Genomic DNA, 21,157 nt, shown 5'->3' with positions numbered 1-21,157 from the left:
AATTAAAACTACTGTATACACATACACACTGTACATAAAAACAGCTAACTAGATTTTATTAGGAAGAGTTATGAATATTTCATCAGTTTCTCGTTTCAACATGTTGCGTACTTCTGTTTCAAATGTTGTACAACTTCCTCTTCCCTTCGAAGGTTTTCCTGGAGAAGGCAGAAGTAACAATCCAAAGGGCTGGAATTATTTGCTTGCTAGTTCAGTCTCATTTTCAAAGGATGTTGATCATGCAATTCGCATTCAAAAACCAGATAGAGAAAAAATGCCTGAATGGATAAGCAAGCTAATAACAGGTGGCCAATGTAAAACACTGTATGTAGAAAACATCGATCTTGATTTACAACCCACCGACAGTGAAATGATTAGGAAACTGTGTGAGCTTTACTCTGTGAGTTTGGTTAACGTGCGTGTAGACAGTTCTAACGAGCAACAAAACCTGGCCGTAGGACCTTGGTAGTCTCATCATTTACTAAGCAACTCGTTCATTGTAGATATGGTGGTGCTTTTGTGCCTATTTAATCTTGTTGCTAAGGAAAATTACTGAAACGGCTACGTATCGGATATATAATGGCTCGCTAATTTAAGATTTTAACGGCCTTTCCTATGCGCTGCTTTTGCTGCTCTTCTAATTCTTTTAAGAATTGTTGCGAACCTTTTTTATCAGGCTCTGTAACGCCTGCTTTTGCAGAACAACTAATGCGCTCACGTTTCACCGCTTACGCGCTTAATAAGTTCGACTATGTATTAAATACCTACACCGAAGAAAAACGAAACAACCTTAGCGTTAATGAACTGGCGGATAGCGCAACGGGTGCTACATGGTTTGCCCTTGTAATCAATAAATCATCACAATTACAGTTAGAGTCTGAACGTTTGACGCTGACGCAAGACACGGTGGAATTCACTGCCTATTATTTTGAGAATAAACATGTATATCAGCTGCATGAAACATCCAACTTTGTCAAAGAAGACGGACTGTGGCGCTATCATGATGGCCTATTGCATGATGACTGTGGCAAAGTAAAGTTGGGGCGTAACTTACCTTGCCCATGCGGCAGCAACAGAAAATTCAAGCAGTGTTGTGCATCTAAAGCTCGATAAGCAATATTTTGATGACATTGTATTGCGTTATTACTAAATTCAAATTCATCCTAATTGCTAATAACGCAAGCCATGCCAGCTAAGTCATTTTAAAGTACACTGTTGAGCTAATATCAGGAGATATGATAAATGTGTTGTACTCTGGCTCATTTCTTCGCCATTTGAGGTAGTGGCTTTGTCACTCTTTAAAATAAGGTGAAGTACTGCTAGTAGAGGTTTTAAGTATGATTCGCTTCTTGTTAATCATCGCAGTTTATTTAGCGAGCGTTAAAGCATACGCTACCCCCATCAAACTTACACTTGCCATTAATTCGCCAGGTACTCCCCCACATTTGTACTTCGACGCTGCCCAAAAGCACTACGTAGGAGTGATTCCCGACATTTTGACCACCGCAGAAAATGACAATGCGATAGAAGTGGCTTATGTTGACTCTCATAGAAGCAGAAGTGAAACGTTTGTTGCTGAAGGTCAGCTAGATATGTTTTATTCAAGCCTTGAATGGTTAGATGAACCCGAGCGTTTTATTGCGACTGACCCCATTTTTTTACATAAAAGCTACCTTTATTCCCACAAACCTTTGCCAACAGGTTTTGGGGCAAACGCTCACACCCACGCTCGAATATGCACAAGACGAGGGTTTCACTACCCCGGCCTTCAACCTTGGTTTGATGAAGGAAACCTTGTTCGAATCGATTCGTCTAACCATGAGACCATGCTTAAAATGGTGTTACTTGGAAGATGTGACGCTGCCGAGCTAAATGTGAAAAATATGAGGGCATTGCAGCTACAAGATATGTTTAAAGGGATACCGTTTCACCGCTCTGAGACTCCAACAAGTGTTGTGGCGGCAAGATTAATAATGCATCCGTCTCAGGTTGAAGCGAGAAATGTGCTCAATAACTACATAAGGGAGTTTTTAGCGCAGGACTTGTACGAGGAATCTCTTAAACGGCATATCAATAATACACGTTACTCACCTAAGTAATGCCAATCATATTCCATTTGTCGAGCCACGGCCCTAGCAGCATCAAGACCACTCAACGTTGAGACCACATAAAGACTCATATCTATCCCTGCCGAAATGCCACCTGAAGAAATATATTTACCGTGATGTACCCAGCGCTTGTCTCTTACAACATCAAGCTGTGGGAACATTGTCTGTAGCGACTCTTGATCTTCCCAATGTGTGGTGACCGGCATAGCTTTATAAACATCGGCAGCGGCGAGTATAAACGCGCCGGTACAGACACTGCAGGTGATTGAGGTTGTATCGTTGCAATGCCTAAGCCACCTCAGAACACGTTCATTATCTAACATCGCAAAATGTTCACCTCCCACTACGCACAAGATGTCGAGTGGTGGGTGATTGGATATAGAATAATGTGGCACTATCGGCAGGTTTCCACGCGCATAAATCGTATGTTTAGCATCAGATATGGTAAAGATATTCCACGTTTCTTCAACCAACCGCTTAGCAACGCTGAATACTTCAAACGGTCCACCAATATCTAGCACTTCAGCCTTATCATAGATAAAAATACCGATATTCACGTTATCCCCAAACCGTTTCCAAGTACATAGACCGATGCCTGATTTAACACCTCAGGCATCTTACTGTTGTTATTTCTATCAGCCCTTGAAAAACTGAATGCTTAAAGGGTATGGCCACAATTCACCGTTGTTCGCTTTCATCGCTGCAACAATAGCAAAAATAAGGTTGAGTAAACCTAAAATAGCAAAGCCGATAAAGCCGATAAGAATAAAAGCAAGTACCGTACAAATCACAGAGTAAACAAGTAAACTCAAAAGCCAATTTGCGGTAACTCTGCCGTGTTGATTTATTGCCTCATCCTGATCTTTATTCGCAATCCACAGGACAATAGGTAAGATGAGCCCAAGCCCTGGAATAATAAAGCTCGTTAGCTGGCTAAGGTGAATTACCGTGCAGTAAGTACGACTCGTCATTCCCCAATACATTTTTTCTTCCATTGATATCGCTTCCTTTTTTATGAATTTTATAAATCTGACGCTTCTACATGATCTTGTTTTGTGCGTATTATTTATACTTTAATCGACTTCGGAACTAATCACCACATCGATATTTGTATTTGTCTTATCATCACCTCAAAGATCTGTAGCGCGTTTAAGTTGATAAACATGCACCGTTAGTGGCCGAAATCCATTGCACTTGTTATGACCTGCTTTAACGCGTCAATCGGCAAATCATCCTTATCTTTGAAGTTGATGCAACCTGTACCTGTTTTGATCATAGGGTAACATTGCTTAAATTGTTCTAGGTGCTGCGCAGAGCAAGTATATAGCGATACGTAATTTTTTTGATTGGCAATCGCCACCCAGCCAGCGTCTATAGAGAACGTAGGCATTTTATACTTCATTGAAACTTCTGCATTGGGATAGAGCGAGAGAATAAGGTCAGACAGCAACTGAACCTTTTGACGACGGCGTTCCACAAGGCCCTGCATATACTCATTCACTGTCATATATCACCCCACATTGTGAAATTGGGAAAGGTACTTTGCTATGAACTCGTTTTGTTTCGCTTAAGTGGAAATATTCCCAACCAAAACCCAGCTTCGCACAAGAAACCAAGCAAAATGAACAGAAACGCACCCGACTTCATCCCCATGCTGTAGAAGAATAATGCAGCAAACAACAAAACCAATATAAGTGCAAGACGACCAAGCGCTTTCATACGACTTCCTTATTTATCATCACGCGCAAACCTATAGCGCGTTAAACAACGTTATTATAGTCACAACTATGGCGTTTAGGTCTAAAACCAAGGCACTGATACCGCTTAATTTTGTAAGTTTTTGTACAGCAATACACCAAATACACGGTGCGTCTGCTAATTTTGTTTTACAAATCATCGGTGGCGTTTCACAGTGGTTTCGCATGTCTTTGTAAATAAGAACATTTGTACCTTACCGGCACTCTGCGGGCGGAAGCTTTGTACATACTTGTATGCTCAATCGTTCCAACGCACCTATTTCTCCAGTGGTTGTAGCAAACCCTGCATTTTTAACCATACCCGATCAAAGACCATCGCTTATCTCCTGTATTAAATAGTAGTAAACGATGGACCGCTGGATTTTAGTCGAAACAGTAATTTACAAAGGTGGTGTTTTTATTTTCCTAAGCTTCCCGGCTTACTATTGAAAGGTGCTATTGACCGTTTTGCACTGGCATTTTTCCTGAATCACGGTTTTCCCACCCGTGCCCGTTGAACGGATCTACACCTAGCTGCTGCATAATGTAGGGAAAGTCAACGTTAACCCAGTTATCTACAATTTTACCGTCTACCACTTTCCAAAAATCCATATAGCGAATTTCGACTTTTTTACCAGTAGGCTCTATTCCCATAAAGGTCCCAGTGTGAACCGCTTCTTGGCGACCAAACGCAGCGCACCACTCACCTTGTGTGACGCGAGCTTCATCTATACAAACTTTATCAGAAAACGCAGCCTGAAACGGTCGCTGCCAGTTGTCTTGAAACTCTTTTAACCCTTGTTTGAAACCGCAACCTGCATTGCCCATCCAGCGAAAGTTCTCGCTGAAGAAACGGCCCATATTGTCGATATCATGATCATTTAATCCATCGACCATAGCGTCAATGGTATCAATGGTTTCCTGCGTTTTTGACAAGTCGTTGTCTTTTGTAAGAATACCTTGTTCTGGACGTGAACCTTTCATCTCATATCTCCCAAAAAAGTGTTGAGTACTGCATATTAAAAGCTCTGTTAAAAGAATGCGTAATTAGGGTTTTGAAACAGAGCGTAAAGTAGATATTCAGCGCTAAGAACCAAAACTGGGCTCATCACCCTAGTGATTGCCCAGTTTGTTCAGCGTTTAAAATAGCGCACTGCGCTACACGTGTTAGTCGAACTTGTACTGTAAGCTTACGCCATATGTACGCGGGTTATTCCAGTTTGCCTGAATGGAGTTAATAGGCAGCCCATTAAGCACTTGAGACTGAACCACTGCACGAGTAAGCACTTCTTCATCCGTCAGGTTATTTGCAAAGAAATCGACGTTTAAGTTTTCATTTACTTCCCAAGAGATGCGAGCCGTTACCATGGCGTGAGCATCTACTTTTGTTTCAGGAATATTGATATCAAACGCGTAGTGATCATCAACAAAGTTCACATGAAGATAAGGCGTTAAGTAACCGCCATTTGGCAATGAGTACTCATACCTTGCGCTTAGACCCAGCGTATAATCTGGTGACATAGCTGGAGAGTAACCCGCAAAGCTAAACTGGCTATTTGGATCGTTTATATCCTGACGACCATCAACATTGCCTAACCCAAGTAATGGCTGAAGTTGAGAATTACCTACCGCAAAGTCGTCAGCGAACTCGGCGTTAAGAAGCGCCAAGGTTGCATTTAACGTTAACTCGCTTAGTGGGCGCCATTCCAAATCAGCTTCTAACCCGTAGGTATCAACCTGACCACCGTTTTCATAGTATTCAAAGGTTGTACTAACGCCAGTAGAAACGCACTGTGCCACGGTTAAGTCAGTTGTTGTGTCGTTACACGATACTGCAAACAGCTGCGCTTTCACGTCATCGTATTGGTTTGCAAAAGCAGAAACGTTAAACCGAACGGTGTTATCGAATAAAAAGCTCTTCAGGCCAATTTCGTAAGAAATAACTTCTTCATTGTCGTATAGCGGATCGGCACCACGCGCTACCACCCTCGCGTCGTTAGCACCACCAGTACGATAACCTGTTGCTGCACTGGCATAGACCATCATGTCTTTTGCAACATCTAGCTCATAAGCTAACTTCCACAATACCGCTGAGTCGTCCCAATCGGGAATTGAATCGCCTGTAAATGTCTTCTCGTCTTTGTTGTAGCGAAGGCCAACCAATAAGCGGTTGCTGTCGTTAAGTTGATAACGAGCTTGGCCAAATACGGCTACAGAGTCGACTTCATGCGGGTCGTGATTTGGATTTCCCCACGAAGGAACCGTAATAGAATCTGGCTCACCGTTTCCGGTTGTATCCTCACGCCACAGCCATTCCCAATCCGCTTCTTGCGAGAACAAATAAACGCCTGCTATCCAAGAAAACGGGCTATCGCTTTCAACAGATGACAACTGTAGTTCGGTAGAAAACGCTTTTTGATCGTCCTGACGTCCAAAGCCACCAACAAAGTCTAAGCCACCATCGCTATAGTCGTTATCGTAGAATTGCTCGCCTGACAGTTCAGAATAATTGGTGGTCCACTTTGCGTTTGCCCAGTCCATCGCCCAGTCAAGTGTCAAGGTTGCCGACCATGCTTCTTGGTTATCGAAAGACACCGCATTTCTGTATACATCGTATGGGCCTTCATCATCTCGCTCAGCATCAGCAGGCTGATAAATGTGGCCAGGTGTTACCGTAGCAATAGGGTTGTAAACGCCCGACCCCGGTGAGGTTTCAGAAATTTGATAACCCGCAATTTGTTGGTAACCCCAAATCGCTTCTGAGTTTGCGTCTTTCTTACTGTAATCAAGGCGAAGCAATGCAGTAACATCGTCTGAGAATTCGTATTTAGTCGTGTTACGTAAGTAGAATTGGTTCTTTTCGCGTAAATCGTCTGACGAGCCCGGCAAGAAATGGTTTTCGATCATGCCGTCATGACGGTCGTGACTCATGACAAAGCGCGTAGCAGCTTTATCACTTAGCGGCAAGTTTAAAATAGCTTCATAGGCCGAACGGTCATAGCTACCATGAGTAAGTTTCACAGAACCACTGGTATAGCCAAGTTCAGGCTGCTTTGAGATAACGTTGATACTACCTGCAAATGTATTTCTTCCATACAGCGTTCCCTGCGGCCCGCGCAGTACTTCAATGCGCTCAATATCAACGTAAGCCCCTAAGCCACCTGTGGTCGTTGGCACATAAATACCATCTTGGAAAATACCAACAACTTGTTCAGCAATACCTGTACCGGCCACGCCAACTTCGTTGGTACGAGCACCACGCATAGCGGGACGAACTTCACCACCTGAGCTGCCTATTCTTAATCCGGGAACAACGTTTTCAAGACCACTAATATTTTCAATGCCGTTACGCAAAATATCATCTGCACCTAACGCGCTCACAGAAGACGATACTTCCTGCAAATCTTGAGATTGTCGGTTTGCTGTTACTTCAATACGTTCAACGCCCGCTGTTTTAGCTTCGCTGTCAGGGGTTTCTTGTTGGGCGCTAGCGCAAAAACTAACGCTGATAAGAAGTGCACTTTGAATAGCGCGGGAGAGGTATGTTGTATGGTACTTTCGTTGGTCTTGCTTCATCGTGATAGTTCCCGGATTAATAAAACCTTATCTGCAGTAACCTGTTAGTGCCCTGCGTTTATCAAGCCTTTGATGACCCTGCCTGTGACAACATCATACTAGGTTGTTTAATTCTTGGTCTAAACAAACATACAACTCAATTTACTTCGAAGTCAATAAAAATGTTCAAATATTGTTAATTCATGAATTTTAATTTTTTGTTTAAATATACTTTAAACAAATAAACACATGTTATAAAAGGATTTATCTTCAAATAACGAGCGTTAGCAATGATAATAAAAATAAGATTCCGAAGTATAAAGAAAGACTTCAAGTCAAAAATGAATGGTAGGATCTGAATAGAAAAATGGCACTCGAAAGGATAGAAAACGAATGCCGATGCATAAGCTAAGCATTAGTGGAAATAGATAAGAAAGTGCACTTAAGATAGCTTGGGTTATCAGAAAGCCCACCTAGCAAAAACGAGAATTTTGCTAGGTAGCTTCGAGGGAAAATGACGTCAGTCAGTACACCAATTTCAGGTATAAAGCCTTTAGTATTGTTAGCTTAACTGTAGGTGGTAGTGCGCGTTAAGATATCTAATCCTTGCTGTTTTAACCAATAAGGCACATCCATCAACACCCAGTTTTCCAGTAATTTATCCCCTTCGCGATAGTACACATCGACCACTCGCATGTCGGCACGTATACCCGAAGCAGGCATGCCGAACAATCCGCCACCAGCCGTATTCGATAGGTTAGGCCAGCCAAAGAAACAGGCAAAACTGCCTTCACTAAATCGCGCCACATGACCATTAAAAACTTTATCTTTCAGTCCTTTACGAAAAGGAAATTGATGTTGCTGCTGGTAGCGCTCGATAGTAAATGTAGCCCCTATTCCCGCTGGCCCGTACCACACCATATCTTCACTCCAGCATTTGGCGAGAAGCTCTGGAGGACAGTTGTCGTTACCCGATTTGTTCAAAGAATCTAGGTCTCTTACCATTTCTTCAACCAGCTCAATGGTTTTTTTAGACTCCTGAGGATCTTGCTCTTCAAACAGTAAACCGTTGTGATCACATGGCCCTGGATAAACAAACGTATGGCCTGTTTCTACGGGCAAAGGATTAAGCCCAACTTGCTGCATTAGTGCAATTAAGTCGAAGAAAATAGCGTGGCTAACTATCTTATTTTCACATACTTCAAAAAACTCGGCATACCGTAAAAAAGCCAGTTTCCCCGTACTTCTAATACCAAGAAACGGCTTGTCGAACAGTCCAGCAAAGTGACCCATCGACATAACCCACTTGCCTTCGCCGGCGCTGTTATCTCCCGCCATGAATACGTCCTCACGGCGCTTCATACGCGTAAAACTCTGTTTTAACGGCTCCCACAACTCTTTCACTAATTCTGCTGGAGTCGAACATTTATCAAACGGATAGCAGGCATAAATCTTCGCATTTTCATCAACATACGATTTCACTACGCCTTTAACATCACTTGCCTCACCTTTGTCAAAAGCGGCTTGATAGGATCTGACAACGGCTTTTTCACTATTAAAACTCATGACTTACGCCTCTTTGTTTAAAAAATTGTTAATACTGGCCTGAAATAATTAATGACTTCGAAGTCATTATGTATTAGGTTGAATATTATTGTAAATAGAAAGCGCGCTTATTAAGCAGGCAGAGTAAAGAATATGACTGAAAATTTTGGCGTTTTAAACTGGTCTATCTTAGGCGGGTACATCATTGCGAACCTGTTGCTGGGTTTGGTGATTGGTAAAAATATAAAAAATTCCGACGATTTTTATCTCGGTCAAAAACAAACTCCGTGGTGGGCAATCGGTATTTCGGTCATTGCCACATACGTTAGCGCCATGACGTTTCTTGGGGCACCAGCCTGGGCTTATTCAGAGGGGCTATCTGTTATAGCACTTCATTTGAACTACCCTCTCGTCATCATGGCTGTAATCATATTCTTTTTCCCATTCTTCTATAACGCGGGTGTCGCGTCCATTTACGATTACCAAGAACGGCGTTTCGGCAAGCGTGCCCGCGCCATGGTATCTAGCATTTTCATGCTAAGCCAAATCATGAGTTCAGCAGCTATTCTTTATGCTACCTCTCTTGTGTTGTCGTTCATTACTGGCGTACCTGTAGTGTGGTCTATAGTTATAGTTACTGCTATAGCACTTATCTACACCATGATGGGCGGCATTACTGCCGTAATTTGGACTGACGTTATACAGTCAGTGATCTTATTTGTGGGCGCGGGCATTATTATGTACGCCCTGCTTGAAAGCGGCGACACTACGCTATCTTCATCAATGAGCGAGCTTAAAGCTCAGGGTAAATTAAACCCACTTAATTGGGACTTCGACTTTACTGAAGAAACTACAGTGTGGAGCGGCATTATTGCTATGACGCTGTACCACATCACCGTTTACGGCACCAACCAAATGATGGTACAGCGAACGTTGGCTGCCAAGAATATTGGTGACGCCAAAAAGTCTTATTTATTAATGGGTTTCTGCGCGTTCTTCATCTACTTCTTTTTCATTGTACTTGGCGTGTTGTTCTACGACTTTTATCAAGGCAAAACCTTCGAAAACAGCAACACAATCATTTTGCAGTTCGCAACCGATTACGGCTTGCCGGGTTTAATGGGCATTATTGCAGCCGCGGTTATGGCCGCTTCCATGTCTAGCCTAGACTCCTCATTTAACTCGCTATCGACAGTGGCAACTATCGATTTCTACATCAAATACTTCAAGAAAGACGCGTCGGACGCTCATTACCTTAGGGCTTCACGTATTTTCACCTTGTTCTTCGCCGTAGTTATTATTTTTCCAGCAATTGGCTACCACCTATTCAGTGAAGGCTCAATTTTAGAAATTTTGTCTAAAGTAGGCTCCTATTTTGTAGGTGCACAAATGGGCATGTTCTTCTTAGGGTTCTTCTCTAAACAAACAACCGAAAATGGCCTAATCATTGGCACCTTAAGCGGCTTTATTGTTGTGACCTTAGTGGCCTTAAATACAGATATCGCGTGGCCTTGGTACTGCATCATAGGTGCAAGTGCCAACATTGTGGTGTCTATGATTGCTAGTCGCCTTATCGATGGCGTTCAAACCGAATACAACGCTTATACCATTAAAGGGCAGCAGCAACACTTCGCGCGCGAAGGTCTCGATGAGAAAGAGCAAGGATGGTATCGCGTACCCGGCCGCGTAGACCCAATCAACTACATATTGTTTGGGTTCTTCTTACTCACACTCGTGTTCTTATTTTCAATTCAATTTATGTTTTAAAAGCCAAACTCAGCGCTTTTGAGGGAGATTCTATGAGCGAAACATCCATAGCAAAAACGGTGTATTGGCAGCCGCTGCATGACATGCTGGACCCTGCACGAAGTAAAACGCAAACCTTAGCAGGTTTCGATGAAGAGTTTGTCGACTTAGCAGACTATATTTTGCGCATAACCCATCGTATTTGGGAGCAAAAAAACATTGGTGCTTGCTACGATTATTATGCTGACTACTGCCCGGTACATACGCTTGGCGGTTATGCTGACAGTGTTGATGTGGTGGTTCAAAATACGTTAAAAACCATTGCCGCCTTCCCTGACAGGTCGCTTATAGGTGAAGACGTTATTTACCGTGAAGAAGCCAACGATGTGTATTATTCGTCGCACCGTATCACCAGTATTATGACCAATAAAGGCCCCTCTGAATTTGGCGCGCCAACAGGCAAAACCGGGCGTGTTACCACCATTGCAGACTGCATGTGCAGAGACAATAAGATTTTTTACGAATGGCTAATGCGAGACAATAGCTTTCTTATCGCTCAGCTTGGTATTGAGCTAGACGATGCAGCAGCGTTTCAAGCCAAGTTTCCTGTTTCGAGCACGTTTACCCAATGGCTAAATGAAGAGTACGCGCGAACATGTGCTAACGAGGCATCGCGCTGGGAAGCATTGCCAGAGCAAGACAAGCCGTGGGGCGACTTTGCCAAATCATGGGCCGACCAAATCTTCAATAAGCGCATGTTCAATAAGCTCTCTGACTTTTATAAACCTAATGCGTCAGTGCAGTGGCCGGGCGGACGCCAAGCCACTGGCAATGCAGCTATTGGCGGCATGTTCATTAATTACTTGGCCAGTTGCCCAGACGCCAACATGGTAGTAGATCACATTTGCGTTACCCATTACGACGACAATCGCGTGAACATTGCGCTTAGGTGGGGACTGGCAGGTCATTACAATGCTACACAAAGCAAATATGCGCAGTTTAATCAGCAACCCCATTACATTTTAGGTGCAACTCATTTTGAGATTGAAGACGGTGTAATAGCCAAGGAGTTTACGGTGTTTGACGAAGTAGCAGCGTTGGCAAACCTTATTCGCAAACTACCACAAGCGACGGAGGCATACGCATGTTAAGCACAATTCAGCAGTTGCTAGAAAAACAAGACACACAAACACTTACCGCTGCCTTGCTTCATTCAAGCCGCTGGCTTTTAGGAGAAAGACTGCACTACGGGCCAATTCAGCAACGGGGTTTAATGGCTAATTGGCTTGATATTACAACGCATTTTGAGACCGTTGAATTATGCGCAAAGGTGCAAAGTGGTGATGTTGAAGCAGGCGTATTTTGTCTTTCATCAGCATCGACCACCACATACTTTATTGTAGAATGCGAACATCGCAATGGCGCTATCAAGCAATTGCTTCAATGGGTAGACAGTGCTTCACTTGCGGCACACTACAATACAAGAGAAGCCCCTGGCTATGACAACTCGATGTCGCTACCTTTTTGGCCCGAGCCAGACCCATTACAGCTTAGCGAATTTGACCCTCAACTTCATCTTAAGACAACCCATGCGGGCATTAACGATGTGGTTGCAAGTAACACTAGCGATAAGAGCAAGGCGCTACTGTCGCAATGGTGGCAAGTGTGGCAAGGCTTCGACACGGCTGGCATCAAAGTACTATACAGTGACGCTCCCCATATTAGCGTAAATAGCCAAGTGTTAAACAAAGAAGGTTCCCCTTCAGTCTCGTCTTGGCTGACTCAACTTGAGGGAAAATTACACCGCCGTTATTGCCAGCTTGAGCAAGTAATAGCTGATGAAAGTAACGCGCTAGTTAAATGGAGAATAGATGCAGACCTGAAGACTGATAACGGTCTAATACGCGTGCGCCTGCCCATCGCAACTATGCTTACGTTTAAAGAGAATAAGATTACTACTGAGTACTGGGTAGTTGATTCTATCGCGTTTGAAAAACGCTTTGGTGCTCCCCTTCCATTCTAATCACCCTTTTTAAGCTAACGTATCAGCTTCCAGTCACTAAAATTTGATACGTTAGAATTTTGCGCCTCTCCGTGTGTAGAGTCGTTTTTTTTGGCTTTCTATTAGTGGTGATTAGAGGTTGAGGGGTTAGTTTTTTTGTGGGTTCTTTTGTTTTAAGGGGCGGCTGTTGGCAAGGAGCGGAAGTTCAAAGCAGTGAAAAGCAGCGCATTTACTTTAACAGTTTTCGATTGTGGCTAAATATAATGAAGTGAAGGTTTAAGCAGATTCCGGTACATTCAATACAAACTTCATTTTCTATATATGAGTACGCGGAGCGTTATTTTGACACTAGTGGTTGCTAAAAAAAGCGGCAATGATCTTTTCATTGTGGCTGACTCAAAATTAAATGACCCTAAAGCCATTGAACGAAACCCAATGAATTCTATTCTTAAGGTCGCAATTCTGCATCCCTTAATAACAATAGCTTATGCTGGTGTAGTTCATTATGCCGAAAAGGTGGTTAGCGATTTCTACAGCAAAAATATATGCGATCTCAAAGAACTGTTTCCGCTACTGATGAATGCTCATGTGGAGTCCAATCAACAAACTGATTTTATTTTAGCAACAGCATTAGGTGGCCACCCTCAGCTTTTCCTGATTAAAAATGGGAATTTGGAGCACAATATTGAGAATGCATGGATTGGAGAAGCAAAAGCTTTTAGTGTTTATCAGGAAAGTTTTCATTATTTAGATGATGGAGTCGAACTAAAAGAAAGAATGAAGAGTGCCTTAGATTCCGTTTGCACATCTGACTTCGTGGATTCGGTAGGTTGGTATACAACATGCGCACTATTGGATTTTAAAGAGCACACACATCCCATTTTTCTTTACGATATGGAAACAGTAGCTGTAAGCGGAGATAAGTTAACAGTTAAGGCAGGTGAAACAATTGCTTTGTCATATGGTCAAGCAGAAACAGGCTCATATTCCATCTCAACTCTGTTTTCGAGAAGCTTAGCGCGTCCAGCCATAGGTAGATACTTTGAACAAGTACAACTGGGGATCTTGCACTGTCCTAGAATATCCCTGTATCCCATACTATTTCGTAATTGTAGTGGCGAGGAGTTTATTATCCGTGCTTTTAAGGAAAATAGTGTGCCCTTAAAAGGCGTAATATTTGAACAAGGGACAATGTTTAGATTTGTAGATGCCCTAGTTTTAACTTCAAAAAATTAGTGATAATTGCTTCTCCGACAGTCTTGTTCTTAAAGCTCTCTCTAAAATACTGAACGTCGGCTTTACGTACTCTTCTGCCGTTTGATTGCAAATATTTGAACGGCAGCTTTTGGCACACACCTGCCATTCAAATACGCGTAAATAGAAAACGAGACTAGAGTGTTCACTCCATCAAATCATAGGCACTTTAAAAACGGCCAAGTATCTATCACTGCACCTCTACCGAGAAAATTGATACAAGAGCCACACAAAAACTCACAACTTTCAATAAAAAAGGCAGCCAAAAGACTGCCCAATCAAAACAAAAAAGTATAACCCCGTATTTTTACGCCTTATCAAACGTCTCGCGCAGTGCGTTGGCGCCACTTAGCATAAAGCCGTGGTCAGAACCCAATAAGAACAAAGAAACACCTTTTTCTTTCCAGTAGGCCAGCTCTTCTAAATTACCCACGAACATGCCCGTAGCTTTTCCTGCCTTGTGACTTACTTCAACTAAGTGTTCAACCGCTTGTTTAACTTTTGGGGCGTCTGCACTGGTTTCGCCTAGCGCTACGGTTAAATCCATTCGTCCTATAAACAAGCAATCGACACCGTCAACGTGTGCAATGGCTTCTATGTTGTCAATTGCGTCTAAATCTTCAAGCTGTGCAACAATACTAACGTTTTTGCCCGCTTCTAAATTTTCACTCAATGGCTTTGTTGTGTAGCCTGCAAATCGGCTTGAACCTGCATAGCCTCTTCCACCAGCACCGTAGTGACAATGCCTTACGATGGCACTTAGCTGTTCCGCCGTTTTCACATGTGGCACAACTACACCGTCTGCGCCCATATCTAGCACATTTAGCAGTGTTTCTGGGGCATCGTTTGGTGTTCTTACTAGAACAGGCATGTTCCCTGCTCTAGCCGCAAGAATACAGGTGTCTAAATCCTGTCTTGAAAATGGTGCATGCTCAGCATCTAAACACAATACATCCATGCTAGCGTGCGCCAATACTTCAATTACATTGTAATGGGGCGTTTTTATGAACGTACCCAAAAGGCTTTGCTTGTTTTTAAGCGCTTGTTTAAGCATGTGCTGCGCCTCCGAAAAAGTTATACAAATGCAAGTTCACTTGTGCGCTTTGCTCAAGCATTGCGAAATGCCCCGCGTCTTCAATCAGCACCAATTCGCTATTTGCCGCCAGGCTATGCATTCTTTGCTGTTCTGAAGGAGGGCAAAGTACATCGTTGCAACCGCCAATTATCAGCATTGGATGTGCGCAATTAGCTAACAGTTCGCTTGCATCCGGGCGCGTTGCAAGAATTTCGAGCTGGGCTTTATAACTCTCAATTCCTGTATCCTGCGCCATCTGAGCAATTAATTTCATTAATGCTTCATTGGGTTTATGTAGATATACATTGCTAAACTGATCGTGAATAAGCGTTTCTAAACCATGCGAAACGGCATAGTTTAAATGCTCGCTTCTGGCTAATCGCCCTTGAGGTTTGTCTGCATGCGCATTGCTGTCTAGCAATGCTATTTTTTCAATTCGCTCGGGAACGCGCGCTAAAAGTTCAAACGCCACCATACCGCCCATTGAAAAGGCGCAAATGCTGAATGGCTCGCCTTCATCAAAAAGACGTAACGCGTGACTGGCAACATCGCTCAGGTTGTTATGCTGGTCATACTCTAAGGTAATGCACTGATGACCAGCATTGGTTAAGGTCGTTATTTGGTTGGTAAAAACGTTTCCGTTACAAAGGGTTCCGGGTATAAATAATAGTTTACTCATTATCTCTTGGCGCAGCGGCCACTGAGTTTCCTTCAATGAGCTTGCCCGGCCAGTAACGTGTCTCTGGAGGTATATCAGGGCTCTCAATTAAGTTAACCAGGGTTTCTACTGCTGCTTTTGTCATAAAATAGGTTGGCTGACTTACGGTCGTCAGCTGGTAGCTGTGCCATGAAGAAGCACTGATACCATCAAACCCAACAACTGAAATATCTTCAGGTACCCGTAAATTCAGGTTTTCCCGTATTTCGTCAATGGCACCAATTGCCATTGTGTCGTTGGCACAAATAATTGCAGTAGGAAGCGCATTTTTTTCGGCATAAGCACTTAAGCACTCTCTCGCCGAGTCATAGCTGTAGTCGCCATAAACCACGTTAGTGTCGGTAAATCCATGAGATAGTAAGGCATTCCTTGCACCACTTAACCTTGCGCGGGCCACATCAGAATCTTTTGGGCCAGCCATAATTAAGAAGTGCTGATGATGATGGCTAACTAGAATATCCACCAACATGCGAAGGCCTTGGTCATGGTTACAACATACCGAGCTTACACTGTGATCAGGAAGCTCACGGTTATACAACACCACTGGAATATTGTGTTTAGCAAACTGCGTGACACTGTCGGGTTCAAAGTGCGCGGTAAGCGCAACTACACCGTCGACCTGGTACGCTAATATTTGCTCAATAACCGTTTCTAGCTGCTCTGCGTCATCAAGTGTAAATAACAGCACCCGCTTGTTTTTCTCAGCGATGTGTTTATTTAGCTGTGCCAACACTTCGGGGAAGTTCACATTAGCTCGCGATGAAATAATTACCGCAATCATGCCCGTGCTTTGGTTTATCAACATGCGTGCAATGGCGTTAGGTTTGTAGCCTAACTCCTCTGCGGCTTTTAGCACTTTTTCACGGGTTTTCTTAGATACGCTAACGCCCGGGCGATATACCCGAGACACTGCCGACTGAGAGACTCCTGCTGCGTGGGCAACGTCATATGACGTCACCCTATTTTTTTTATTCAATTATTTTTTTTCCGTAACGACGTAATCGAATGTCAGCTTGTTCTTTGTGACCTGCAAAACCTTCAATTGCACATAAACGTGAACAATACTCGCCAACCATCACTGAGGCTTCTTCCGTAACACGCTGGTATGTACAGGTTTTTAAGAATTTACCAACCCATAGACCTCCAGTATAACGACCTGCGCCCTTCGTGGGTAGGGTGTGGTTTGTACCAATACATTTGTCGCCGTAAGACACATTGGTTTCAGGGCCTAAAAACAGTGCACCGAAGTTACGCATGTTCTTTTGAAAGTACGGCACGTCTTTCGTCATAATTTGAACGTGCTCAAATGCCAGGTCGTTAGCGACCTCTAACATTTCATCATAGGTGTCGCATACAATGACTTCACCGTAATCTCGCCATGCGACAGAGGCCACATCTGCAGTAGGTAAAATAGTTAACTGGCGCTCTACTTCGGCCATAGTATCTTTACCCAGTTGCTCGCTGTTGGTAAGCAACACGGCTGGAGAATTAAGCCCATGCTCAGCCTGCCCTAGCAAATCCGCCGCACATAATTCGCCATCAACACTGTCGTCAGCAATAACTAACGTTTCTGTTGGACCCGCAAAAAGATCAATACCGATGCGCCCGAATAATTGGCGTTTTGCTTCGGCCACAAAGGCATTGCCCGGCCCAACAATCATACTTACCGGTTCAATAGTATCAGTGCCCACAGCCATAGCAGCAATCGCCTGTACACCGCCAAAGGTATATATTTCATCCGCACCGGCTAAGTCCATGGCTACAATTACCGCTGGTGCGGGTTTACCCTGAAACGGAGGAGTAGCAGCAATAACCCGTTTCACACCAGCCACCTTTGCCGTAACAATGCTCATGTGTGCTGAAGCCACCAGCGGATACTTACCACCAGGTACATAACAACCCACACTATCTACCGGAATATTTTTGTGGCCAAGCACTACACCGGGCAGTGTTTCAACTTCAACGTCTTTCATTGACTCACGCTGAATGGTCGCAAAGTTTCGAACTTGTTCCTGGGCCCATTTGATATCGCTAATCTCTTGTTCGGTTAACTGCTCATAACATGCGTCAATTTCTTCACGACTCAACCCAAAAGACTCCGGAGTCCATTTATCAAACTGACCAGAATATTGCGAAACAGCTTCGTCTCCGCGTTTTTCAATATCGCTAATTATATTTTCAACTATTCCTTTAACCTTTTGATTATCAATTGCTTTTTCTTCAGCTTGCTTGCCTTGCTTCAAGTACTTGATCACGGTCTATTCCTCTACAAAGGTGAATGAGATGTTACATTGATCGAACAAATATTTATCTTGATCTTCACCAAAAATTACATAAGAATGACTTCGAATGCAATTATTATTTTTGAGGTGACATGTGGCTTTCTCTCATGACCTATTAAAAGGCAAGACAATTTTGGTTACAGGTGCGGGTAAAGGCATTGGTAAAGCGTGTGCTTTATTGGCTGACGCATGTGGTGCAAATGTTATTGCTGTGGCGCGTACCGAAAGTGACCTTGTGGCGCTTAAGAACGAGAGTTCAGAAAGGCTAAGCTTTTGGGTGGGAGATGTTCAAGATAAGGCGCTTTATGAGAAGATCCAAGCACTTCCCCTCCTCCATGGGTTAATCAATAACGCCGGAACGAACCGCGTTGCGCCGATGCAAGAACAGAGCGATGAGAATATTGACGATATTTTGAGTTTGAATATTCGCTCAGCATACAAAGTTGCGCAGGCCGCTATTACGCCAATGATTAAAAGTCAGGCTCCATCCATTGTTCACATGTCATCACAAATGGGCTTTGTGGGCTCTCCTGGCCGCACGCTTTATTGCTTAAGCAAACACGCAATTGAAGGCTTAACGAAAGCCATGGCTGTGGAACTGGCGCCGAATAATATTCGCGTCAATAGCGTAGCGCCAACATTTATTAAAACACCAATGACTGAGCCGATGCTTCAAGAACCAGCGTTTGCTGAAATGGTGATGAACAACATTCCCTTACAACGTTTAGGCGGCGTCGAAGACGTTGCTAACGCGTGCATATTTCTACTTAGTGAATTGTCTATGACCACCACGGGTAGTTGTCTTAAAGTCGATGGCGGTTGGACCGCCCATTAAATACGAGGTATCACTGTGTCAGTATTATCCGAGCGTTTAGTCCGCTATGAAGAATTAATCCCATGCCGCAACGCGTTTATCGATACGCGCTCGCCAGGCAGTGATCAAAAAGAGAACTTCACCATAATTGGCCCAGGTGTCGCCGAAAACCCTGACCAGCATGTTCACATTGCTATTCCGCACGGCTTTAATATTGGCGGAGCTCGTCAGCCTCCCGGCTGCCTTAACTCGCAGCATAGCCACCTAACCGAAGAGGTATTTGTTGTGTCTCAAGGTAGCTGGCACTTTACTACTGGCGTTGAAGGCAACGATGCCGTAGTGCGTATGGAAGAAGGCGACATTATTTCTATTCCTATGGATTTGTTTCGCGGTTTTGAAAATGTAGGCGACGGCACGGGATACCTTTACGCAGTATTGGGACAAGACGATCCAGGTCGTGTACTTTGGGCTCCTCAAGTTTTTGATATGGCCAGCGACTACGGGCTTGTCTTGCTCGAAAACGGTGGTTTAATTGATACTACTCTGGGACAAAAAATTCCTGAAGGCGTTGCGCCTATGCCAAAAACATCGGCAGAACAAATAGCGCAACACCGCGTAATTGATGATGAAGCGTTAGAGCAGTGCGTGGTGCGTTTAGCTGATTTTCCGTTTAGCAACAATACGGCATTAACCCAAGGAACAGAAGTTCTAGAAGCGCCGCTTATCGGCCCTACAAGTGCCGATGAAAAGCTTGGTGAAACAAAGCTAAACTGGTCTCATGGATTCTGCGTTCGCGCCCTTAAATTCAAGCCGGGTGCTCTTATTACTACGCACAAACGCTTCGAGGAAGAAGTAGTATATGTGCAAGACGGCTGCATCAAAATGCTTGTCGACGGCGAAGCGCTCACTCTTAATAAAGGCGATACATTTACCACACCTATTGGCGCAGCCCGCAGTTTTGTCCAGCAAGGTGATGAGGAAGCATTAATTTATGTGACCCGACGTGGTGACACAGCCAAAGCACCAGAATTTATTGATTAGAGGCAAATGCGATGTCTACTTTTTCAAATATAGCACTGAAAAAAGCGTTTCTTCCTTTTCGAGAAGCACAGTACGACTTTGACCTCGAAAAGCTAAAAACGCTGGGCGATACCCTTTTTTCACAGGATGCCGCCATTAAGTTTTGTGTGCCTTTTGATGACATGACAGGCCACCGCGAAATGCTAGATAAGGTGTATGCGCCACTGCTGGAGTCTGTCCCCGATCTTGAGCGCCGCGATACCATAATTATGGTTGGCGAGGACGACAAACAATTGCGCTGGTTAGGTTGCTGTGGTTACTACACTGGGCGCCTTGAAAAGCCTTGGTTAGACATCCCTGCGACTGGCGATCAAATTCATATGCGCTTTCATGAGTTCTATCGTTTTGAAGGCGACACCATAGTGGAAGTTCAAGCCATTTGGGACTTGCCTGAAGTCATGATGCAGGCAAAGTGCTGGCCGTTTAGTCCAAGCTTAGGTACCGAGTGGCATGTGCCGGGGCCAACAACCCAAGACGGAATACACTTGTTTGAAGAAGACAAGTCGCTTACCGCACAGAGCCATCAGCTTGTAGTTGATATGCTAAATAGTTTAGGAAAATTCGCCGAAGGCGGTGTTGCTGCCATGAATCTAGGCAAATACTGGCATCCTAAATCAAACTGGTATGGCCCATCTGGTATTGGTACCGGACGCGGTATTCAAGGCTTTCGCAATACCCATCAGGAAGCGTTTTTAAACGGAATGCCTAACCGCGTGGGGGACCCCGCAAACGGCCATTTGTTCTCCGAAAACAATTATGTGGGGTTCACTGGCTGGCCTGGCATGAGCATGACCATTTCAGGCGATGGCTGGCTTGGTATCGTGCCAAACGATAAGTCTATCACCATGCGCAGCTTAGATTTTTGGCGCAATGAGAACGGCACGATACGCGAGAACTGGGTGCTAATAGACTTACTTCACGTTTACCGCCAACTTGGTGTTGATGTATTCGCCCGAGTTAAACAGTTGACCCGTAACAAGTATCGATAACTCCCGTTAGAGATATATTTCCCCACAGAGATATGTCATCTGTGGGGCTTTTATCTTGGTGCAGAAATAAAGAAAGCCTGTTTAACAAGGCGTCAGCCAGTAAAAAGTTTACTCTATTCTTCTGTGTAAGCATTGCCTCATAACAAGAATATTTCCACCAATATCTCGCGCTTTTACTCATTTATAGCCATGGAGTTTATAGGTATGCGAGTGGGTTGCTAGCAATGGCGTCATTGTCATGAATTGGCATCAT

General features: G+C 43.9%; 21 protein-coding genes. 10 read left to right on the top strand and 11 right to left on the bottom strand.

What is annotated here, in order from left to right; translation table 11 throughout:
- The first annotated feature begins 70 nt into the window (after window positions 1–70).
- From JN178_RS08930 to JN178_RS08920, 3 genes are all read left to right on the top strand, one after another.
- The gene (locus JN178_RS08930; protein ID WP_202265401.1) at window positions 71–469 is read left to right on the top strand and encodes a deoxyguanosinetriphosphate triphosphohydrolase; all 399 of its coding nucleotides are present in this window, start codon (window positions 71–73) and stop codon (window positions 467–469) included.
- A gap of 239 nt (window positions 470–708) precedes the next feature.
- Window positions 709–1,113, top strand: coding sequence for a YchJ family protein (locus JN178_RS08925; protein ID WP_232369735.1), 405 nt, complete (start codon window positions 709–711; stop codon window positions 1,111–1,113).
- A gap of 224 nt (window positions 1,114–1,337) precedes the next feature.
- A complete protein-coding gene (locus JN178_RS08920) occupies window positions 1,338–2,099 on the top strand; it encodes a hypothetical protein (RefSeq protein ID WP_202265397.1) in 762 nt (253 codons plus the stop codon).
- Here JN178_RS08920 and JN178_RS08915 read toward each other — a convergent pair.
- The 7 genes from JN178_RS08915 to JN178_RS08885 form a co-directional block, all read right to left on the bottom strand.
- Window positions 2,084–2,665, bottom strand: coding sequence for a DJ-1/PfpI family protein (locus tag JN178_RS08915; protein WP_202265395.1), 582 nt, complete (start codon window positions 2,663–2,665; stop codon window positions 2,084–2,086). The genes JN178_RS08920 and JN178_RS08915 overlap by 16 nt on opposite strands.
- A gap of 78 nt (window positions 2,666–2,743) precedes the next feature.
- A complete protein-coding gene (locus JN178_RS08910) occupies window positions 2,744–3,103 on the bottom strand; it encodes a DUF4870 domain-containing protein (protein ID WP_442859680.1) in 360 nt (119 codons plus the stop codon).
- 176 nt (window positions 3,104–3,279) lie between these two features.
- The gene (locus tag JN178_RS08905) at window positions 3,280–3,615 is read right to left on the bottom strand and encodes an iron chaperone (RefSeq protein ID WP_202265393.1); all 336 of its coding nucleotides are present in this window, start codon (window positions 3,613–3,615) and stop codon (window positions 3,280–3,282) included.
- A 38-nt stretch (window positions 3,616–3,653) separates the two neighbouring features.
- Window positions 3,654–3,827, bottom strand: coding sequence for a hypothetical protein (locus tag JN178_RS08900; protein WP_201283836.1), 174 nt, complete (start codon window positions 3,825–3,827; stop codon window positions 3,654–3,656).
- A 473-nt stretch (window positions 3,828–4,300) separates the two neighbouring features.
- Window positions 4,301–4,828, bottom strand: coding sequence for an ester cyclase (locus tag JN178_RS08895; protein ID WP_202265391.1), 528 nt, complete (start codon window positions 4,826–4,828; stop codon window positions 4,301–4,303).
- Window positions 4,829–5,011: 183 nt separating this feature from the next.
- Window positions 5,012–7,420: a TonB-dependent receptor gene (locus JN178_RS08890; RefSeq protein WP_202265389.1), complete on the bottom strand. Its 2,409-nt coding sequence runs from the start codon at window positions 7,418–7,420 to the stop codon at window positions 5,012–5,014.
- A gap of 546 nt (window positions 7,421–7,966) precedes the next feature.
- Window positions 7,967–8,965 carry an ester cyclase gene (locus JN178_RS08885; RefSeq protein ID WP_202265387.1) on the bottom strand — a complete coding sequence of 333 codons (999 nt, stop codon included), beginning with the start codon at window positions 8,963–8,965 and terminating at the stop codon, window positions 7,967–7,969.
- Window positions 8,966–9,097: 132 nt separating this feature from the next.
- On the opposite strand from JN178_RS08885, the gene JN178_RS08880 reads away from it, so the two are divergent.
- The 4 genes from JN178_RS08880 (at window position 9,098) to JN178_RS08865 (ending at window position 13,928) form a co-directional block, all read left to right on the top strand.
- Window positions 9,098–10,711 carry a sodium:solute symporter gene (locus JN178_RS08880; protein WP_202265385.1) on the top strand — a complete coding sequence of 538 codons (1,614 nt, stop codon included), beginning with the start codon at window positions 9,098–9,100 and terminating at the stop codon, window positions 10,709–10,711.
- 32 nt (window positions 10,712–10,743) lie between these two features.
- The gene (locus JN178_RS08875) at window positions 10,744–11,841 is read left to right on the top strand and encodes a nuclear transport factor 2 family protein (RefSeq protein ID WP_202265383.1); all 1,098 of its coding nucleotides are present in this window, start codon (window positions 10,744–10,746) and stop codon (window positions 11,839–11,841) included.
- Complete coding sequence (locus tag JN178_RS08870) at window positions 11,835–12,713, top strand: nuclear transport factor 2 family protein (RefSeq protein ID WP_202265381.1); 879 nt, start codon at window positions 11,835–11,837, stop codon at window positions 12,711–12,713. Before JN178_RS08875 ends, JN178_RS08870 begins: the two co-directional genes overlap by 7 nt.
- Window positions 12,714–13,034: 321 nt before the next feature.
- A complete protein-coding gene (locus tag JN178_RS08865) occupies window positions 13,035–13,928 on the top strand; it encodes a hypothetical protein (RefSeq protein ID WP_202265379.1) in 894 nt (297 codons plus the stop codon).
- Window positions 13,929–14,253: 325 nt separating this feature from the next.
- On the opposite strand, the gene JN178_RS08860 is transcribed toward JN178_RS08865, so the two are convergent.
- From JN178_RS08860 to hisD, 4 genes are read right to left on the bottom strand one after another with little or no spacing between them, the layout of a single operon-like run.
- Window positions 14,254–15,000 (bottom strand): HpcH/HpaI aldolase family protein, encoded by a 747-nt coding sequence (locus tag JN178_RS08860; RefSeq protein ID WP_202265377.1) that lies wholly within the window; start codon window positions 14,998–15,000, stop codon window positions 14,254–14,256.
- The gene (locus tag JN178_RS08855; RefSeq protein WP_202265375.1) at window positions 14,993–15,700 is read right to left on the bottom strand and encodes an alpha/beta fold hydrolase; all 708 of its coding nucleotides are present in this window, start codon (window positions 15,698–15,700) and stop codon (window positions 14,993–14,995) included. The genes JN178_RS08860 and JN178_RS08855 overlap by 8 nt, the downstream gene beginning before the upstream one ends.
- Window positions 15,693–16,715 (bottom strand): LacI family DNA-binding transcriptional regulator, encoded by a 1,023-nt coding sequence (locus JN178_RS08850; protein ID WP_131137345.1) that lies wholly within the window; start codon window positions 16,713–16,715, stop codon window positions 15,693–15,695. Before JN178_RS08850 ends, JN178_RS08855 begins: the two co-directional genes overlap by 8 nt.
- Window positions 16,708–17,994, bottom strand: a complete 1,287-nt coding sequence (gene hisD / locus JN178_RS08845; RefSeq protein ID WP_202265373.1) for a histidinol dehydrogenase — start codon at window positions 17,992–17,994, stop codon at window positions 16,708–16,710. Before hisD ends, JN178_RS08850 begins: the two co-directional genes overlap by 8 nt.
- A 121-nt stretch (window positions 17,995–18,115) precedes the next feature.
- Here hisD and JN178_RS08840 point away from each other — a divergent pair, with 121 nt between their 5' ends.
- From JN178_RS08840 to JN178_RS08830, 3 genes are read left to right on the top strand one after another with little or no spacing between them, the layout of a single operon-like run.
- The gene (locus JN178_RS08840; RefSeq protein WP_202265371.1) at window positions 18,116–18,856 is read left to right on the top strand and encodes an SDR family NAD(P)-dependent oxidoreductase; all 741 of its coding nucleotides are present in this window, start codon (window positions 18,116–18,118) and stop codon (window positions 18,854–18,856) included.
- 15 nt (window positions 18,857–18,871) lie between these two features.
- Complete coding sequence (locus JN178_RS08835; protein ID WP_202265369.1) at window positions 18,872–19,876, top strand: cupin domain-containing protein; 1,005 nt, start codon at window positions 18,872–18,874, stop codon at window positions 19,874–19,876.
- 11 nt (window positions 19,877–19,887) lie between these two features.
- Entirely contained in the window at window positions 19,888–20,904 is a 1,017-nt protein-coding gene (locus JN178_RS08830; RefSeq protein ID WP_202265367.1) for an ester cyclase, read from the top strand.
- Window positions 20,905–21,157 lie beyond the last annotated feature (253 nt).

The organism is Alteromonas sp. KC3 (assembly GCF_016756315.1).
Classification (GTDB): domain Bacteria; phylum Pseudomonadota; class Gammaproteobacteria; order Enterobacterales; family Alteromonadaceae; genus Alteromonas.
The sequence above is the reverse complement of the archived record's forward strand: the minus strand, read 5'-3'. Positions and strand labels throughout refer to the sequence as shown.